Here is a 15,945-nt window from a genome sequence, read left to right as displayed (position 1 = left end):
CTGCGCCCAAATCGTCTGCCCGCCGCCGGGCTGCACGCGCCGCTAGTGCGTCGAAATGGCTTCAGCTCGCTGATTAGATTGAACCGGAAGATGGCTTTTTGAGTATGATGGGCTCGCACACGTTGCGAGTCCAGCCTGCATGCCGAATCCTGGATGTTGTCCAAAGCGGCAACATTGTTACGTCAAGCCTCTGGAACGCTGCGCGGCTACTGACAGTGGAGTCGTACCAGTGAAATTCTGCGGCATTACTCTCGGCGCGGACAGCGGCTTTGAGGTGGTATGGCAGGACGGTCACCGCGTTTTCTGCAGAGGCTGGGCGGATGGCGATCACGACTGTATGCCCGCGCTGTTTGCGGCCGAAGTTCACGCGACACCCGATGACCTGCGTCGACTCGCGCACGAGTACGGGCTAAAGGACGAGTTGAAGGATGCCTGGGCGGTACGGCCCTTGGCGCTCGTGCGGGGGGCGGGCGGCCAAGCTATCCTCATACTTGAGGATCCAGGTGGGGAGCCGCTTGAACGCGTGATCGGGCCGCCCATGGAACTGGGCAGATTTCTGCAGCTCGCTATCGGCTTATCGGCCGCGCTTGGAAAGCTGCATGAGCGTGGGTTTATTCATAGGGACATCAAACCGGCTAATGTCTTCGTCAATACGGAGACTGGACAGGTCTGGCTCACTGGCTTTGGGATCGCGTCGCCTCTTCCGCGTGAGCGCCAACTGCCGGAATCGCCTGAGACCATAGCCGGTACGCTCGCCTATATGGCGCCTGAACAGACCGGAAGGATGAATCGATCGATCGATTCCCGCAGCGACCTTTATTCTTTGGGCGTCACACTGTATGAAATGTTGAGCGGAAGTCTGCCGTTCACCGCTTCTGATCCGACAGAGTGGGTGTATGCCCATATAGCAAGACCGCCTGTGCCACTCGTCGAGCACTTGCCGGAGGGTGCGGCGGTTCCGGCGACAGTAACCGGCATCGTCATGAAGTTGCTCGCCAAAACCGCCGAAGAGCGGTACCAGACGGCTGCCGGTGCCGAGGCCGATCTTCGCAAATGCCTTGCTCAATGGGAGGCTCACAAATATATTGACGCTTTCAGACTCGGCGGCCACGACGCGTCCGATCAACTTCTCATTGCAGAGAAGCTATATGGTCGCGAGCGCGAGCGAGAGGCTCTGCTCAACGCATTCGATCAAGTGGTGGCGAAAGGCACGCCGATTCTAGTCCTGGTCTCGGGATACTCGGGTGTCGGCAAATCCTCGATGGTCAACGAGCTTCATAAAGCGGTCGTGATTCCGCGCGGCATTTTTATCTCGGGAAAATTTGACCAGCACAAGCGTGACGTCCCCTACGCGACACTTGCCCAGGCGTTCCAGACACTGATACGCCAGATCCTCGCTCAGCACGATGCAGAGGTCGGCCGTTGGCGCGATGACATTCGCTCGGCATTGGGGGCGAACGCGCAATTGATTGTCGAACTGATTCCCGATCTCGAGTTTGTTGTCGGCAAACAGTCGGCGGTTCCTGAGCTTCCGCCAGCGGAAGCTCAGACACGCTTCCACATGGCATTGCGCTCATTCGTGGGTGTATTCGCACGAAAGGAGCACCCACTCGCGCTCTTTCTTGACGATCTCCAGTGGTTGGACGCAGCGACACTCAGGCTGCTCGAGGAGCTGACCAGTCACCCGGATGCACGTTACCTGCTGCTGATCGGCGCGTTCAGGGGGAACGAGGTAGGGCCGTCTCACCCGCTGACGCACACGCTCGACACCATCCGAGGTGCGGGGACGATTGTTCGGGATATTGTACTGACACCGCTGTCGATCGACGATTTGCTCGAGTTGGTCGCCGACACGCTTCACTGCGACCACGCGGTCGCCATGCCGCTTGCGCGGCTTCTGCATGACAAAACGCTGGGCAACCCGTTCTTCGCGATTCAATTTCTAAACTCGTTGTGCGACGAGCACCTGCTGAGCTTCGATGCGCAAGATGCCAGATGGAACTGGAATCTGGCAAGCATCGAGGCCAGAGGCTTTAGCGACAACGTCGTCGATCTTATGGTCGAAAAGCTGAAGCGATTACGGCCCGCGACGCTGGAAGCACTCAAGGATCTGGCTTGCCTTGGAACCACGGCGGGCATCGCGGCGCTGTCGATAGCACGCGAAAAAACCAACGATGAAATCCGGAAGGACCTTTGGGAGTCCGTGCGGTTGGGGCTCGTCACCCATCAGGACGAGTCGTTCAAGTTTGCGCATGATCGTGTCTGGGAGGCGGCGTATTCGCTCGTTCCTGTGGAATCGCGGCCCAACACCCACCTCCGCATCGGCCGGAAGCTCTTCAGCGGAATAGGGCCTGCCTCGATTGCAGAGCGAATATTCGATGTCGCCAATCAACTCAATGCCGGCATGTCACTCGTGACCGAATGGGCCGAGAAGCAGCAGATCGCCGACCTCAATCTTCGCGCCGCCAGAAAAGCAAAAGCGTCGGCGGCCCACAGTTCCGCGTGCCTGTACTTATCGAAGGCAATGCTGATCCTTGGGGACCAGGCCTGGACGCGTTGCAATGGTTTCGCCTTCCGAATCAGACTTGAAAGAGCGGAATGCGAATTTCTGAGCGGCCATTTCGAAACAGCGGAAGTACTCATCGAGGAGCTCCTGACACGCTGTACGTCGTTGATTGACAAGGCAGCCGTGTACCGCATCAAGATCGATCTCCATGTGGTGAAATCAGAGAATGCGCTAGCCATAGAGAGCGGGCTCGAATGCTTGCACCTTTTTGGCGTCGACATGCCGATGCATCCCACGCGTGAGCACGTAGAGGCGGAATACGACAACGTCTGGAAAACCTTGGGCGAAAGGCCAATTCAAGACTTGATCAATTTGCCCCTTACATCGGACCCCCAGATCGGAGCGGCCATACGCCTTCTTTCCGTCCTCTTCGCACCATCGATCTTCACCGACTTCAATCTGACCTGTCTTGTACTGTGCAAGATGCTCGATATCAGCGTGCGGCGGGGCAATACGGACGCCGCGGCGGTCGGCTATGCGTGGTTCGGCGTGTTCCTGGGACAGGTCTTTCACAGATATCCAGAAGGCTACGAGTTCGCCAGGCTAGCCGGCGCACTCGTGGAAAAGTACGACCTGACCTTATACCGGGCCCGCACGTATTTCGCTATGGAGATCGCGTCGCTCTGGACGCAACCGATCGCAACCGGGCTTCGCCATCTTGCAACGGCGATTCGTATTGGAGTGGAAACAGGAGACCTGACCTTTGTCTGTTTTAGCCGCAACCACGTCATCACCGACCTGTTCCTTCGAGGCGATCTTCTGGAGGAGGTTTGGCAGGAGTCCGTGCTTGGACTCGAATTCGCGCGTGCGGCGAGGTTTCGAGATGCAGCCGATATTATCGTCAGCCAGCAACGATACATTCTGAATATGCAGGGCAAGACATCGTCGTTCTCTACATTCAGTGACGCCGAATTTGACGAGGATACATTCGAAGCACAGCTCGATGTCAATCGCATGAACACGATGGTCTGCTGGTATTGGGTTTTGAAACTGGAAGCACGCATCATCTTTGGCGATAACCGGGCCGCGATCGATGCACGTCAGAAGGCTGAACAGCTGCTGTGGAGTTCGGCTGGCCATATTCAATTGTTGAACTACCATTTCTTCGGAGCGCTTGCTGTCGCGGCAGCGTGGGACGACGAGGTGTCTCCAGCCGGTCAACGAAAATGGTGCGAGATGTTACACGTGCATGCCGCGCAACTGCGGGAATGGGCCGAAAAAGGTTCGCCAACCTTCCGGGACAAATTTGAACTCGTGGCGGCCGAAGCCGCGCGCATAGACGGCCATCACCTGGAAGCGATGCGCCTCTATGAAAGCGCGATCCGTGCGGCGCATGATGGAGGCTTCGTCCATAACGAAGGCATTGCCAGCGAGTTCGCCGGCCGGTTTTACCTTAGTTTCGGTCTTGAGACAAATGCCTACGCCCATTTGCACAATGCACTGTCCTGTTTCGCCCTCTGGGGCGCCAACGGTAAGGTCCGCCATCTGGAGTCGTGCTATCCGCGTTTGTCGGTAGCCTATGCTGAACACGCCGGAACGACCACTGTCTCACCTGTCCAGCAACTGGACGTTGCTACTGTCGTGAAGGCGTCTCAAGCCGTTTCCGGTGAGATCGAATTACCCAGACTGATCGAGCGGCTAATGACGATTGCGCTGCAAACTGCTGGCTCCGATCGAGGGTTGCTTATCCTGCCGCAGTCCGATGAGTACCCCATTGCAGCCGAGGCACGCGCCGTCGGCGACGAAATCGTCCTGAGTCAAGGGCCGCTCGCGAGCCATGCGGCCCCCGAATCGCTGTTGCGCTACGTTGCCCACACGCAAAAGAGTGTCATTATCGATGACGCCGCCAAACCCAACAGCTTTTCCGGCGACGAATACATCACGCACCAAAAGCCACGGTCGGTCCTCTGCCTTCCTCTCGTCAGGCAGGGAACTTTGGGTGCCTTGCTTTACCTTGAAAATACGATGGCCTCACACGTCTTCACGGCTGGCCGGATCTCTCTGCTGGAAGTGCTGGCATCGCAGGCGGCAATCTCCCTGGAAAACACCCGTCTTTATAGCGATCTTCAGGAACGTGAGGCGAGGTTTCGCCGGTTGGTCGAAGCGAATATCATCGGGATATTCATCTGGAACAAGACAGACCTGATCACTGATGCCAACGATGCCTTTCTTCGTATCGTGGATTACGACCGGCTCGATCTGCTTTCCGGAAACGTACGATGGACGGAACTGACACCGGAGGACTGGCGCGATCGTGACGAAGCCGCGCTGTTGGACCTGGAGGCAACCGGATCCGCCCAACCCTACGAGAAAGAATATTTCCGTAAAGATGGTACACGAGTGCCCGTGTTGATCGGCGCTGCAGCGTTCGATCAGCGACGCGATCACGGCGTGGCGTTCGTCCTTGATTTGACCGAGCGCAGGCAGGCCGAGCAGGAAAACCGCGAAAACGAACGCCGCTATCGCGAGGTCCAGACGGAACTGGCGCACGCCAACCGCGTCGCGACGATGGGACAACTTTCCGCGTCGATCTCCCATGAAGTCAGACAGCCCATTACGGCGGCAGTGGTGAATGCAGACGCCGCGTTGCGCTGGCTCAGCGCACAGCCACCCAACTTGCAGGAGGTTCGCCAGGCGCTCAGCCGTATCAGCGCAGACGGAAAACGGGCCGCCGACGTGATTGGCCGGATCCATGCATTCTTCAAGAAGGCGCCCCAACGAAAGGATCCCCTGGATATAAACGAGACGATCATTGAAGTCATTGCGCTCGGTCGTATTGAAGCCGAGAAGCACGGCATCGATGTACAACTACGCCTCGTAGAGGGGCTGCCGCAGATCGAAGGGGATCGAGTGCAATTGCAACAAGTCGTTCTCAACCTGATGGTCAACGGCGTAGAGGCGATGAGCGGCATGGGCGAGGGCAGGCGAGAACTGCTGATTAGCACCTGCAATGCCCAATCGGCGGGTGTCGCTGTCGCCGTGGAGGATTCAGGAAATGGACTCGATCCCGCGGACCTCGAACGCATCTTCGATGCCTTTCACACGACGAAGCCCGACGGTCTGGGAATGGGTCTTTCGATCTGCCGCGCGATCATTGAAGCCCACGGCGGGCGATTGTGGGCAACAGTAAACAGGCCCCATGGGGCCACGTTCCGGTTCACTTTGCCTGCACGGGAATCCGCTTCATAGCGATTCATTGGAACAGGTGCGCCTGCCGCAGTGCCCGTCAGATACCGTTAATCGCTGAGTCGCTAGCCGTTCAGGAAGATTAACTGACAAATCAGGACTTTTATTTCCTTCCAGTCCTACTCTTTCTCACATCGAACGACTTCTCGGAATGACGAATTCGATTCGCTCGGTGATTTATCGAAAACCACCGGTTCGCCATTTGCACATTCCTCTGGAGCGGCATAGTGGAGCCGAAGGACCCATCGCAAGACGGAGCTTCGTCGCAGTGGATTAGCGGCATCGCGATACCCGAAGGTAATCTTGCATGCGGTGCCCGCGAAACTGCAGAAATATTGTTACCGGATGTGTTGAACCTCCACGCGCAACGAGTATTCGTCTTTGCTGCGCTGGCAGCGCAGCAGAAGGCGTTGGTGGTCGATGCGGAATTGCTATACGTGGCGGCGATGTTTATGAACGTTGGCCTCACTGGTGCATACGCTTTTTCCCAACGACGTTATGAGCTCGACAGTGCCAGTGCGGCCCGGCAGTTTCTCGTGAGTCATCGCGTTGCTGATGCGACGGTGTTGGAAGTCTGGTATGCGGTAGCACTGCACACGACAAGCGAAATCCCGGATCACGCATCGCCGCTCGCCGCCTCGCTCGCTGCCGGTGTGCGCACGGACCTTTTCGGCGACAAGGCAGCCAACCTCTCGCGCGAGTCGAAGGCAGAGATACTGAAGGAGTTGCCACGCGGCAAGCAATTCAAGGAACGGTTTATTGAAGCGATTAGTCACGGTGTCGCCCATCGGCCTGCGTCTACGTTTGGGACAGTGAGTGCGGATGTGCTTGAGAGAGCGGATCCCGACTACCGCCGTCTCAACTACTGCGGCTTGATCCTGGGTGCAAAGTGGAAAGACTGACAGCGCGTGGCGGCGCGGCAAAGTACGAACAATTTTTCAAGGGAGTGGAACATGAGCAAGTACCTTTGGTCGATGATTGCCGCAATTTCCCTCACCGTGGCGATGTCGTCGGCATATGCCGACGATGGCATGAAGTATCCGGCGTCCGATGAGCCGCAACAGGAGCAACCGGCGAACCCGTCGAGCCACGCTGTGGCCCACAAGGCGATGAAGTCCGCCGATCGCAAGCTCTCGCGGGACGTGCGCAAGGCCATTGCGAGTGGGGGCGCCGTGGACATGTTGCACCTGGGCATTGTTGCGCGCTCGGGCAAGGTCACCTTGGTAGGGTCGGTGCCGGAGGAGGGGCAAATTGATCTCGCAACGCAACTCGCCCAGTCTGTCTCGGGGGTGACTAAAGTGGCAAACCGGCTGAGCGTCGACGTACCGGGTGGAAATTAAGTCTGCCGATGCCTGATGAATGCCACAGCTGCCGGCCATCGAACGGACCGGCTAAATCCCGAAGCCGCGGTTTAGCGACCGCAAATACGCCGTGAGGAAAACGAGATGAGCTCACAGATAGACGAAAAATTCACTTCCGCATCGCGCCGCAACAGATGCTAGAGGGTGTTAGGCACTTTTGTTAAGGGTTGCAAAGTGAACAAGCATAAGCACGGAGAATACGACGAAATGCAAACCAGCCAAGGTTTCGGGCAATCGTTCGTAGTCTCTGGCCAGTCGTCGGAACCGGTTGAGCCAGCCGAAGCTGCGCTCGACCACCCAGCGGCGCGGCAACAGCACGAAGCCCTTCTTCGCCTCCGGCAGCTTGATTACCTGAAGCTCAATCCCTTCGTCGAGTGCCGCCTGCGCAGGCTCTTCGCCGGTATATCCCTGATCGGCGAACGCCACCTTGACCGTCTGGCCCGTGGCCTGCTGAACCTGACGCGCCAGTTCTCCGACCTGCGCGCGTTCCTGTTCGTTGGCCGGCGTAACATGCACAGCAAGCAACTGCCCCAAAGTATCAACCGCCATGTGGACCTTACTGCCGCGTTTGCGTTTGTAGCCGTCGTAACCGGCGCGAGGCCCACTCTCGCATGTCGACTGCAGGGTCCGCCCGTCGAGAATGACCGCGCTGGGTTGACCACGGCGCTCCTGTGCGATCCGGATGATCGAACGCAGGTCATTCACCATCGCCTCGAAACAGCCTGCCTGAATCCAGCGTTGCGTCTGCTGGTAGACCAGTTCCCACGGTGGAAAATCATTGGGCAACAAACGCCACGGCGCACCCGCACGTACGATCCAGCGCAGCGCGTTGAACATCTCGCGCAGTTCGTAGCGGCGCTGCGGCGCGTCTTTGTTCATCAAGGTCAGGTACGGAGCGGCGAAGTACCACTCTTCATCCGACACATCCGTTGGGTATGGCCTGCGGTTTTTCATTCCGCCAGGATACCAGGTCTAACTCAAAGTTCCTAACACCCTCTAAGCACGAAGTCAGGACCGGTTCACCGATCCGACATGTATCATCGAAAGGAGGCTCATATGAAGCCAGCCCGGGAAGCAACGCGTGCAGCGATCGAAATCGCGATAATGACAGTGGTTATCGCTATTGGTGTGACTGGCTGCGCGACCGGATCCGACCGTCAGCCCGGCGATCCATTGGAGCCGATGAACAGGGCCATATTTTCTTTCAACGACGGACTAGATAAGTATGTCGCGCGGCCTGCGGCCGTTGGCTATGTCAGGATAACGCCAAGTCCGCTGCGCACTGCGATCAGCAACTTCTTTTCAAATATCGGCGATCTCGGCAACTTTGCGAACGACCTGTTGCAGCTAAAGATAACCGATGCGACTGAAGATATCTTGCGGTTCGCGTTCAACTCCACATTTGGGTTAGGGGGGGTGCTCGATTGGGCGTCGGCCGCGGGTTTACCCAAGCACCATCAGGACTTTGGTCTGACGTTAGGACACTATGGCGTTCCGGCTGGCCCGTACCTCGTGCTGCCGTTGTTTGGGCCAAGCACGTTTCGAGATTCGACTGGGTGGGTGTTCGCCTACTTCACCACACCGACCACTTACCTGCCAGCTGACGTTAGCGTGCCGTTGTTCGGAGTCAACTTTGTCAGCGAGCGCTCGGAACTGCTCGGCGCCACCGACCTTCTGTCAGTGGCGGCTCTGGACAAATACGCCTTCGTGCGTGATGCCTATATGCAGCGGCGTCGGTCCTTATTGAACATGGGAGCCTCACTTCCGGATTACGGAGACCAGAGCCCCGGCACCGATGCGCCAATGCCCCCGCCGATGGTGCCTTCCACCCCACCGTCTTCACCCTAATCGCTGTGGCGCGAGATGTCGATGCACTGCGGAGTGCGGTGGACCGTGCATCATATCCGTTGGATGAAATGCAACTCGCTTCTAGTGCAGACCGCTTGGGTACTCCACCTTCCAAAGTGGCTAAAAGCGGGGTACTCAGAAAGGCAAATCGCCCACCATTGATCATGTCTTCAAATGCCTTCGACTCCCGGCGCCCGATCGCCGACGTGCGCGCCTTTTCAATCGCAATAGAAGCGCTGACGGGTGACGCGCCATCCTGTCGAGAGAGCCCCAGCAGGTGACCTCCGTCATCAACCACCGCGATCGTGACCGCCCAATTTTTTTTGGTCGCCCCGCTTCGTGCTGCGGCCAGGATTTCGTCAACTTCAGCGAGGGTGAGAACGTGTTTGGTTTTCATGGCTTTACTCCAAAGTCGAATTGGAATTTCCTAGAATGCATGCCTGATCCCGACACCGAAGTTGTTCGCAGTTCCCGCAGTACTTAGCTTGTCGTAAAGGTAGCTCGCGTATACGTCCGTTTTTTTGGTAAGACCATAGTCAAATGTCACGCCGGCGGTATTGCGGTAGTGCTCGGGCGTGCCACCCCCTATTCGCGTATTCGTCCTCGAATAGGCCATTTCCAGCGCCAGGTGGCCGAATGGAATCGACACGCCACCTTGATAGGTGTTGTCAATTGCACCGTTGTTTGAATCGGCATTGTGGGCGTAGGACGCATACAACTTCGCATACTGGAGATTGTAGGATCCACCAAAAAAATAGGTATCCTGACGGTTGATGGCCGGGGTAATACCGAGTCCGTATTTCACGTGCTGCACCAGGGCGGCCAAGTAGAGCGGCCCCCGGTTATATTCTACGGCCGCCGACTGGTTATGTGCGCCACTGCCTGGTGCTGTTTCCGTTACGGAAAACTTGAAGCCGTAAATCGACGGGGATTCGTAGAGGATAGAGCCGTCCCAACCCGTGTCACCCAATACAGTATCACGCATGATGAGCCTCCATGACGTAGCGCTCAAAGCGCAGACTCGCTTCGCGAAGAAGTTCGGGAGTAAGGCTCAGGTACCGTTGAGTGGCAGCGATGTGAATATGACCAAGATAGGTTGCCAACTGAGGCAACAGGAACTGTACGTCAGCCCCGCTGCGATACCACGCGATGAGCCGGTGAACGGCAGCGGAGTGCCTCAGATCGTGAAGGCGGGGTTGATAACGGGCATTATCGTGCCGCAAAACGCCGGCACGATTCCGCACGCGCCTGAAGGCGTTCTCAGCAATGCGGACGGTGATCGGACTACCATCCCGGCAGGGAAATACTGGCGAATCTGGTTGGCAAGAATACGTCCTGCCGCGATCTGCGATGAACTGGCCAAGAGCCTTGGCCAAGTCCGGTCCCATTGGGACCAGCCGCGTCTTATAAAACTTGCTCTCGCGAATGCACAACACCGACTGCTCGAGATCCAGATCAGCCATCGTCAGTGAAAGTGCCTCGCTTATCCGAAGAGCGGCGCCATACAGGAGCAGAAGCAGCGCACGCAGGACATGAGGATCAATACGAGTACGTGGATGGTCAGTAGCCGAGGCAACATCGAGCAATCGCCGCAGTTCCGCGCGAGAATAGATATAAGGCACGAATGCCAGCGGTGGCTTAGGGACACGCGGAGGCAACGGTGAGAGTGTCGCGTAGCCCCGTGCGATGGCAAAGCGGTAAAAACCACAGAGCGCCCCATGCTTGCGTTCCCAGAATGAAGTGATGGGTCCGGTGCCGGCTAGATATGCAAGTACCTGATCAGGCCGGACTTCTGCCATTGGAATATCACCCAGAGCTTGACAGAATGACTTTAGCGTACGGGCTTCCGTGTTGAATCGCATGCCCGCTGAACGCTTGTAGGTCACGTACTTCGCCACAGCGTTGGAGAGTTTCATAGCAACCCCCGCAGATCAAATTCTGCGACCTGCCGCAGTCCTCCTAGATCTGTCTTGGCGTAAATACGGGTGGCGTAAGCACTCGGATGTCCAAGATGGTCACCGATTTTCTTCAGCGAAAAGCCGGAGGCAACAAGATGACAGGCACAGGCGTGACGCAGGCAATGCGGGCCGTGACCCGGACCCTGCCAACACAACAAGTCCAGGCGGCTCTTTACTACATGGTACATACCGCTGGGCGACAACGGCCGAAGGGGAGCCTTAAGAGTCAGAAACAACTCTCTTCGGGGACACGAAGGCCTGACGTCCCGAAGGTACCGCAGAATCGCCTCGCCTACCGCGTATGTCAGGGGATAAGTCTGGATTCGGCGCTGCTTGGGACGCGTTACGCGAATGATCTCGTGTTCCCAATCAATGTCCTCCAGTAGCAGATGAGGCACTTCACCACTTCGCAACCCGTATATGGCTAAGAACATCAAGATTGCGTGGTCGCGAATGTCACGCGCCAAGTCGCTTTCGCCGGTGGTGGCGATGAGGCGCTGGACCGCCTCCCACACAGGTCCGCGAGGTAGCCCTTCTTGCCTGAACATGCGTGGGGCGCTGATTCCCTCGGCGAGCCCACCGGAGCACCACTGCTGGTGTTCGGCGTACAGGAAGAAACTGTGTAACGCGTCGACTGCTGAAGATACCGAAACCCGGCTCCAGCCATGGTCGCCCTTGCGGGCAAGATAGGTGTCAATCTCTTCCAGGGATAGGCTGTTTAACGAGCGCTTATGACTGGGCAGCGAATCGAGAAACGTCGCGAGGTGCCAGCATCGATGACGAATAGTAGCCGCCGCCAGGCCACGCTCGTCTCGCATGAATGCAACGAATTGCTCCATCTCGTCCGCGAACGGCCCCGTCTTGTGCGTGGACAGCTTCATGCGTCCAATGAAGCGCAACCATGAAGCCGCAGTTGCGATAAACCGCTGCCGCGACCATTTGCTCGTCCGAGCGCGTTTGTGCCGCGTCTGATGCCTAGCCCAACGGTCGGCGGCAGCTTCAATCTCCTGAGCACTGACCTGGCGCCTGCCCATATGCAAGCGCTGCGCAACGACCAGCAACTCACTGGCGAGGTACGCCAACGTCGCGCGAGACAATCCCTGCTCTGCGCAATGCAACAGAAACCTCTCGCGTGCGTCAGCCTGTGGCCCGTGCCGATGGCGCGCCACGACCTTGGGGTAAGAAAACAGGGTCTCAAACATGATCGGACCTCCTTGCTGGATGCGGATCCGACCAGTATGTGGATAGCGTCAAGCAGGAAGTCCGGTTTACCGACAAACATCTTGGCCGGTCGGCCGAGGTGATTGTCGCTGCGTCAGGGGGTCATGGTTGTCGCTCCGTTCGGGTTGTCAGTGGGTAATTGACGGCGGCGCTCTTTCTGTTTGTCGCTGGCTGCGCCGCCGAAGCGTGCGTCGCCATAGATCGGTGACGTGGTAGCGAAATGCACCGAGTGCCCGTGAGTTCGTAGGGACCGCGTGATACGCGAAATACCCTCGGACCACCTGCCTGAGCCACTTCCCTTGTTCAGGGATCGGTTCGTGCATGCGCTTTCGTAGTGCCTCCTTGATCTCCCTGAGCTTCGTCTGCATGCGATCACCGCGGGACTTCCTCTGTAGCAGGAAGGAACCGCGACGGGAACGGCCGCAGATAAAGATGAAGCCCAGAAACGCGAAGGTTTCCGGCCGGCCAAGGCCACGGCTCTGGCGATTGACCGCTGCGTAGCGGCCAAATTCCAGTAGCCGGGTCTTGTCCGGATGAAGCGCAAGCGAGAATTCCTCCAGCCTCAAACGCATCGCCTCCCAGAAGTGCCGCGCGTCAGCTTCGTGCTCGAAGCCGACAACGATATCATCCGCGTAGCGCAGAATGATCACGTTGCCTTTGGCTTCCTGCCGTCGCCACCGATTGGCTGCGTATTTCACACCAAGCTGGACAAGGATTTCGCGGCAAGCTGGACAGGCTTTTCACACGAAGGTGGACGCGGATTTCACGGCAAGCTGGTATCCGTCAGCGCATCCCGTCTTGAACGCACGTAAGCGCGGTGCGAAGGTGATGCCATCGTAACGACGGAGCAAGGCAATGGACGACGCAACGGGCGAAGCCGTATCGACGCGCGCACGACGCCCCCGGCAAGGCGAAGCATTCTGGCGCGAGATGGTCATGGCATGGACCACAAGCGGACTGGGCCTTCGACGTTTCTGTCGTGAGCAGGGGCTCGCCGTCAGTACCTTCGGCCTGTGGCGCAAGAATCTCTCTGGCGAGGCACGAGCAGACGCGCACCCGCTCGCTGTCACCCCGGACGCGGCATTTATCGTTTCCCATCCGGACACCGCACCAGCCACTCCTGCACCACCGTCGACGGCGGACGCTTTGTCGTCTTCGCGTGATCGGGTGACGTTGTCGCTCGCCGGTGTTCGCATTGAACTGACCGGTGCTCATGCCGAGCGCATCGTGCGTTTCGTGCTCGGACAGCTCGGCGGTACACGGTGCTGATCGCAGCCGATGTTCGTGCGTATATCTGTCGCGATCCGGTCGACATGCGCAAATCGATTGATGGGCTATCGTATCTGGTCGAACCACTACTTGCCCAGAACCCTGCCTCGGGCAATCTGTTCGTGTTCGTCGGCCGGGACCGCTCGAAAGTCAAATGCCTATACTGGGATCGCACCGGCTTCGCGCTCTGGTACAAGCGCCTTGAACGGGGCCGCTTTCCGTCACCGTTGGCGCTCGCGCAACGCGGCTTCACGCTCGCCGAACTCAACGCCTGGCTCGAGGGCATTGAGATCCCGGCGCGCGAGCCGCATCGCGCCGTCGCGGTGACGCGCGTGAGTTGACTTTGCTCTCGCCTGCGCAGATACAATGCACCCCGATCTTGTAAACGTCGCGCGAGTTGGGCATCATGATAGCCATGCCGCCCACCGCCATCACTGTCGCGGAATTGCCGGTCGAGCCCGATGCGCTGCAAGCCTTCGCGCTCGAACAGAACCGGCTGGCATGCGTGCTGTGGGAACAGCTGGAAGCGCTGCAGCACCAGATTGCCCAGGCGAACCGCGCGCGCTTCGGCGTCAGTTCCGAGCGGCTGGCGGGCCAGGCGGAACTGTTCGATGCCGCCGTGGAGTTACCTGTTCCGCCCGAGCCGGCCGAGACTCCGGTCGCGGGCCATACCCGCAAGGGGCGTCCGGCCCTGTCGAAGGACCTGCCGCGCACGCGCGTTGAATATGATCTGAGCGACGAACAGAAGGCAGCATTCGATACGCTCGAGCGCATCGGCGAAGAGCGCAGCGAGACGCTGCACTACGAGCCGTCCACGCTCACCGTTATTGAGCATATCCGTTTCAAGTACGCGGCGAAGAAAGATGGCGAGTCGACTATCGTGACCGCAAGTGCCCAGCCTTCGCCGCTGCCGAAGAGCAATGCGAGCGCGAGCCTGCTGGCTAACATCCTGGTCAACACCTACGTCGATCACCTGCCTTTGAACCGGCAGGAGATGCGCTATGCACGACGTGGTGTGCACCTGCCCCGGGCAACGCTGTGCGAATGGAAGCTGGCGGCAGCCGAACTGCTCGAAGTGCTGCTGCCACCGCTACGGGCTCACCAGTTGCAGGCCCCCCGCATGCACGTGGATGACACGACGCTGCCGTTGCTCGAGAAGGGTCGTACGGCGACGCGCACCGCGCGATTATGGGGCTATCTTGGCGCCGGCCAACGCGAAGAGAACGGTGTCTGGGTCGACCACCCGCCAGCGGTCGTGTTCGAGTTCGCGGAATCGCGCTCCGGTTCGCATCCGCTGCGGTACCTGCAGAAGTACAAAGGTTACCTGCAGGCGGACGCGTACAGTGGACATAGCGCACTCTACGAAACCGGAGACATCGTCGAGGTCGGATGTTGGGCCCATTGCCGCCGACGCTTCTTCGAAATCGCGAAGGCGCAGAGCAAACCGGGACTTGCGGCGCAGGCGCTGGAGTGGATCGCCCGACTGTATGCGATCGAGTCGCGGATCCGGGACCAATCACCTGATCTCAAATATGCGGCGCGGCAAGCCGAGGCGCTGCCGATACTTGCGCGGTTCCGGCAATGGCTGGAAGGCAACGTCATCGGTTTGCCGGCTCAGGCGCCGCTCGCGAAGGCGTTCGGCTATGCGTTACGTCATTGGCCGGCACTCATTCGCTACACCGGGAGCGGTATCCTGCTGCCTGATAACAATGCTCTCGAGCGTCAAATTCGCCCTATCGCTCTGGGGAGAGCCAATTGGACATTCGCGGGCTCGCCGCGTGGCGCCAGGGCCGCCGCCACGATGTACTCGCTGCTCGGCACGGCTCGGCTGAACGCCTTCGAGCCCTATGCATGGCTCAAGGACACACTTGAGAAGCTGCCGTCGTATCCTGTCAATCGCGTGCACGAACTGTTGCCGCTCGCCCGATAAACACCTCACCGCCTATGGACATTCTCGACTCGCTTCGGCAGGCGCCCAGCGCCGAGTTGTATCGCCTCTATCTCGCCATCGGCAAAATGCTGGACGACCCGCGACGCGTTCTCGAAGTACGTCAACGCTTGCACCTGGGAATGGAGGTCAGTTATATCGGGAGCGATCCGCTCGCACCACCTTCGCACGGAACGGTGGTGGAGCTGCGGCAAACCCAGGCGGTGATTCAGGACAACCAGAGTCGTCAGCGTTGGTCGGTACTATACGCGGCGGTTATCCCTGACACTTCGCGCGGCCCAACTCACGCGCCTCCGTCACCGCCACCGCGAGCACAACGTGAGGAATTCTTCGTTGGCGACACCGTTGGCTTCACCGACAAACATCTGAGCGAGCGAGTCGGCATCATCGTCAGGCTCAACGCAAAAACCGCGTCCATCGCTGTGAATGATTCGGAAGGCCATTGGCGCGTCTCATACGCTTTGCTGCGAAAGATTGTCGACATCTAACCGCACGACACCGTCAACACGGGTTCCGCTGACGGATACGCAAGCTGGACAGCGATTTCGCGCCAGGCTGGACAGTAAGGTCGTAAAGTAGCGACGCAGG

The 15,945-nt window shown here is 58.6% G+C and carries 11 protein-coding genes and 3 pseudogenes; 8 read left to right on the top strand and 6 right to left on the bottom strand.

Features of this window, described 5'->3' with window-relative positions; translation table 11 throughout:
• Positions 1-229 precede the first annotated feature (229 nt).
• The 3 genes from AYM40_RS29580 (at position 230) to AYM40_RS29570 (ending at position 7,092) form a co-directional block, all read left to right on the top strand.
• Positions 230-5,755 carry a trifunctional serine/threonine-protein kinase/ATP-binding protein/sensor histidine kinase gene (locus AYM40_RS29580; RefSeq protein ID WP_236720988.1) on the top strand — a complete coding sequence of 1,842 codons (5,526 nt, stop codon included), beginning with the start codon at positions 230-232 and terminating at the stop codon, positions 5,753-5,755.
• Positions 5,756-5,979: 224 nt separating this feature from the next.
• Positions 5,980-6,654 carry a hypothetical protein gene (locus tag AYM40_RS29575; protein ID WP_063499614.1) on the top strand — a complete coding sequence of 225 codons (675 nt, stop codon included), beginning with the start codon at positions 5,980-5,982 and terminating at the stop codon, positions 6,652-6,654.
• Positions 6,655-6,705: 51 nt separating this feature from the next.
• A complete protein-coding gene (locus tag AYM40_RS29570) occupies positions 6,706-7,092 on the top strand; it encodes a BON domain-containing protein (RefSeq protein WP_082855383.1) in 387 nt (128 codons plus the stop codon).
• Positions 7,093-7,260: 168 nt separating this feature from the next.
• On the opposite strand, the gene AYM40_RS29565 is transcribed toward AYM40_RS29570, so the two are convergent.
• Positions 7,261-8,067: an IS5 family transposase gene (locus tag AYM40_RS29565; protein ID WP_063495529.1), complete on the bottom strand. Its 807-nt coding sequence runs from the start codon at positions 8,065-8,067 to the stop codon at positions 7,261-7,263.
• Positions 8,068-8,217: 150 nt separating this feature from the next.
• Between AYM40_RS29565 and AYM40_RS29560 the strand changes: the two are divergent.
• A pseudogene (locus tag AYM40_RS29560) lies at positions 8,218-8,940 on the top strand (VacJ family lipoprotein); the annotation flags it as partial.
• A 118-nt stretch (positions 8,941-9,058) separates the two neighbouring features.
• Here AYM40_RS29560 and AYM40_RS39240 read toward each other — a convergent pair.
• The 5 genes and pseudogenes from AYM40_RS39240 to AYM40_RS29540 form a co-directional block, all read right to left on the bottom strand.
• Positions 9,059-9,358: pseudogene (locus AYM40_RS39240) on the bottom strand (heme-binding protein); the annotation flags it as partial.
• A gap of 30 nt (positions 9,359-9,388) precedes the next feature.
• Positions 9,389-9,946 carry a porin gene (locus AYM40_RS29555; RefSeq protein ID WP_063499612.1) on the bottom strand — a complete coding sequence of 186 codons (558 nt, stop codon included), beginning with the start codon at positions 9,944-9,946 and terminating at the stop codon, positions 9,389-9,391.
• The gene (locus AYM40_RS39235; RefSeq protein ID WP_082855382.1) at positions 9,939-10,877 is read right to left on the bottom strand and encodes a tyrosine-type recombinase/integrase; all 939 of its coding nucleotides are present in this window, start codon (positions 10,875-10,877) and stop codon (positions 9,939-9,941) included. The genes AYM40_RS29555 and AYM40_RS39235 overlap by 8 nt, the downstream gene beginning before the upstream one ends.
• Entirely contained in the window at positions 10,874-12,121 is a 1,248-nt protein-coding gene (locus AYM40_RS29545) for a tyrosine-type recombinase/integrase (protein WP_063499610.1), read from the bottom strand. The genes AYM40_RS39235 and AYM40_RS29545 overlap by 4 nt, the downstream gene beginning before the upstream one ends.
• Before the next feature lie 183 nt (positions 12,122-12,304).
• Positions 12,305-12,856: pseudogene (locus AYM40_RS29540) on the bottom strand (reverse transcriptase domain-containing protein); the annotation flags it as partial.
• A gap of 139 nt (positions 12,857-12,995) precedes the next feature.
• Here AYM40_RS29540 and tnpA point away from each other — a divergent pair.
• The 4 genes from tnpA (at position 12,996) to AYM40_RS29520 (ending at position 15,845) form a co-directional block, all read left to right on the top strand.
• Positions 12,996-13,409, top strand: a complete 414-nt coding sequence (gene tnpA / locus AYM40_RS29535; RefSeq protein WP_063499609.1) for an IS66 family insertion sequence element accessory protein TnpA — start codon at positions 12,996-12,998, stop codon at positions 13,407-13,409.
• Positions 13,403-13,750: an IS66 family insertion sequence element accessory protein TnpB gene (tnpB, locus tag AYM40_RS29530; protein WP_201788172.1), complete on the top strand. Its 348-nt coding sequence runs from the start codon at positions 13,403-13,405 to the stop codon at positions 13,748-13,750. Before tnpA ends, tnpB begins: the two co-directional genes overlap by 7 nt.
• Positions 13,751-13,815: 65 nt before the next feature.
• Positions 13,816-15,339, top strand: coding sequence for an IS66 family transposase (gene tnpC, locus AYM40_RS29525; protein WP_063499608.1), 1,524 nt, complete (start codon positions 13,816-13,818; stop codon positions 15,337-15,339).
• A 14-nt stretch (positions 15,340-15,353) separates the two neighbouring features.
• The gene (locus tag AYM40_RS29520) at positions 15,354-15,845 is read left to right on the top strand and encodes a hypothetical protein (RefSeq protein ID WP_063499607.1); all 492 of its coding nucleotides are present in this window, start codon (positions 15,354-15,356) and stop codon (positions 15,843-15,845) included.
• The last annotated feature ends 100 nt before the right edge of the window (positions 15,846-15,945 follow it).

It is taken from the genome of Paraburkholderia phytofirmans OLGA172, assembly GCF_001634365.1.
In the GTDB taxonomy this organism is placed as follows: Bacteria; Pseudomonadota; Gammaproteobacteria; order Burkholderiales; family Burkholderiaceae; genus Paraburkholderia.
Note: the sequence above shows the minus strand (reverse complement) of the source record. Positions and strands in the feature narration are given on the sequence as shown.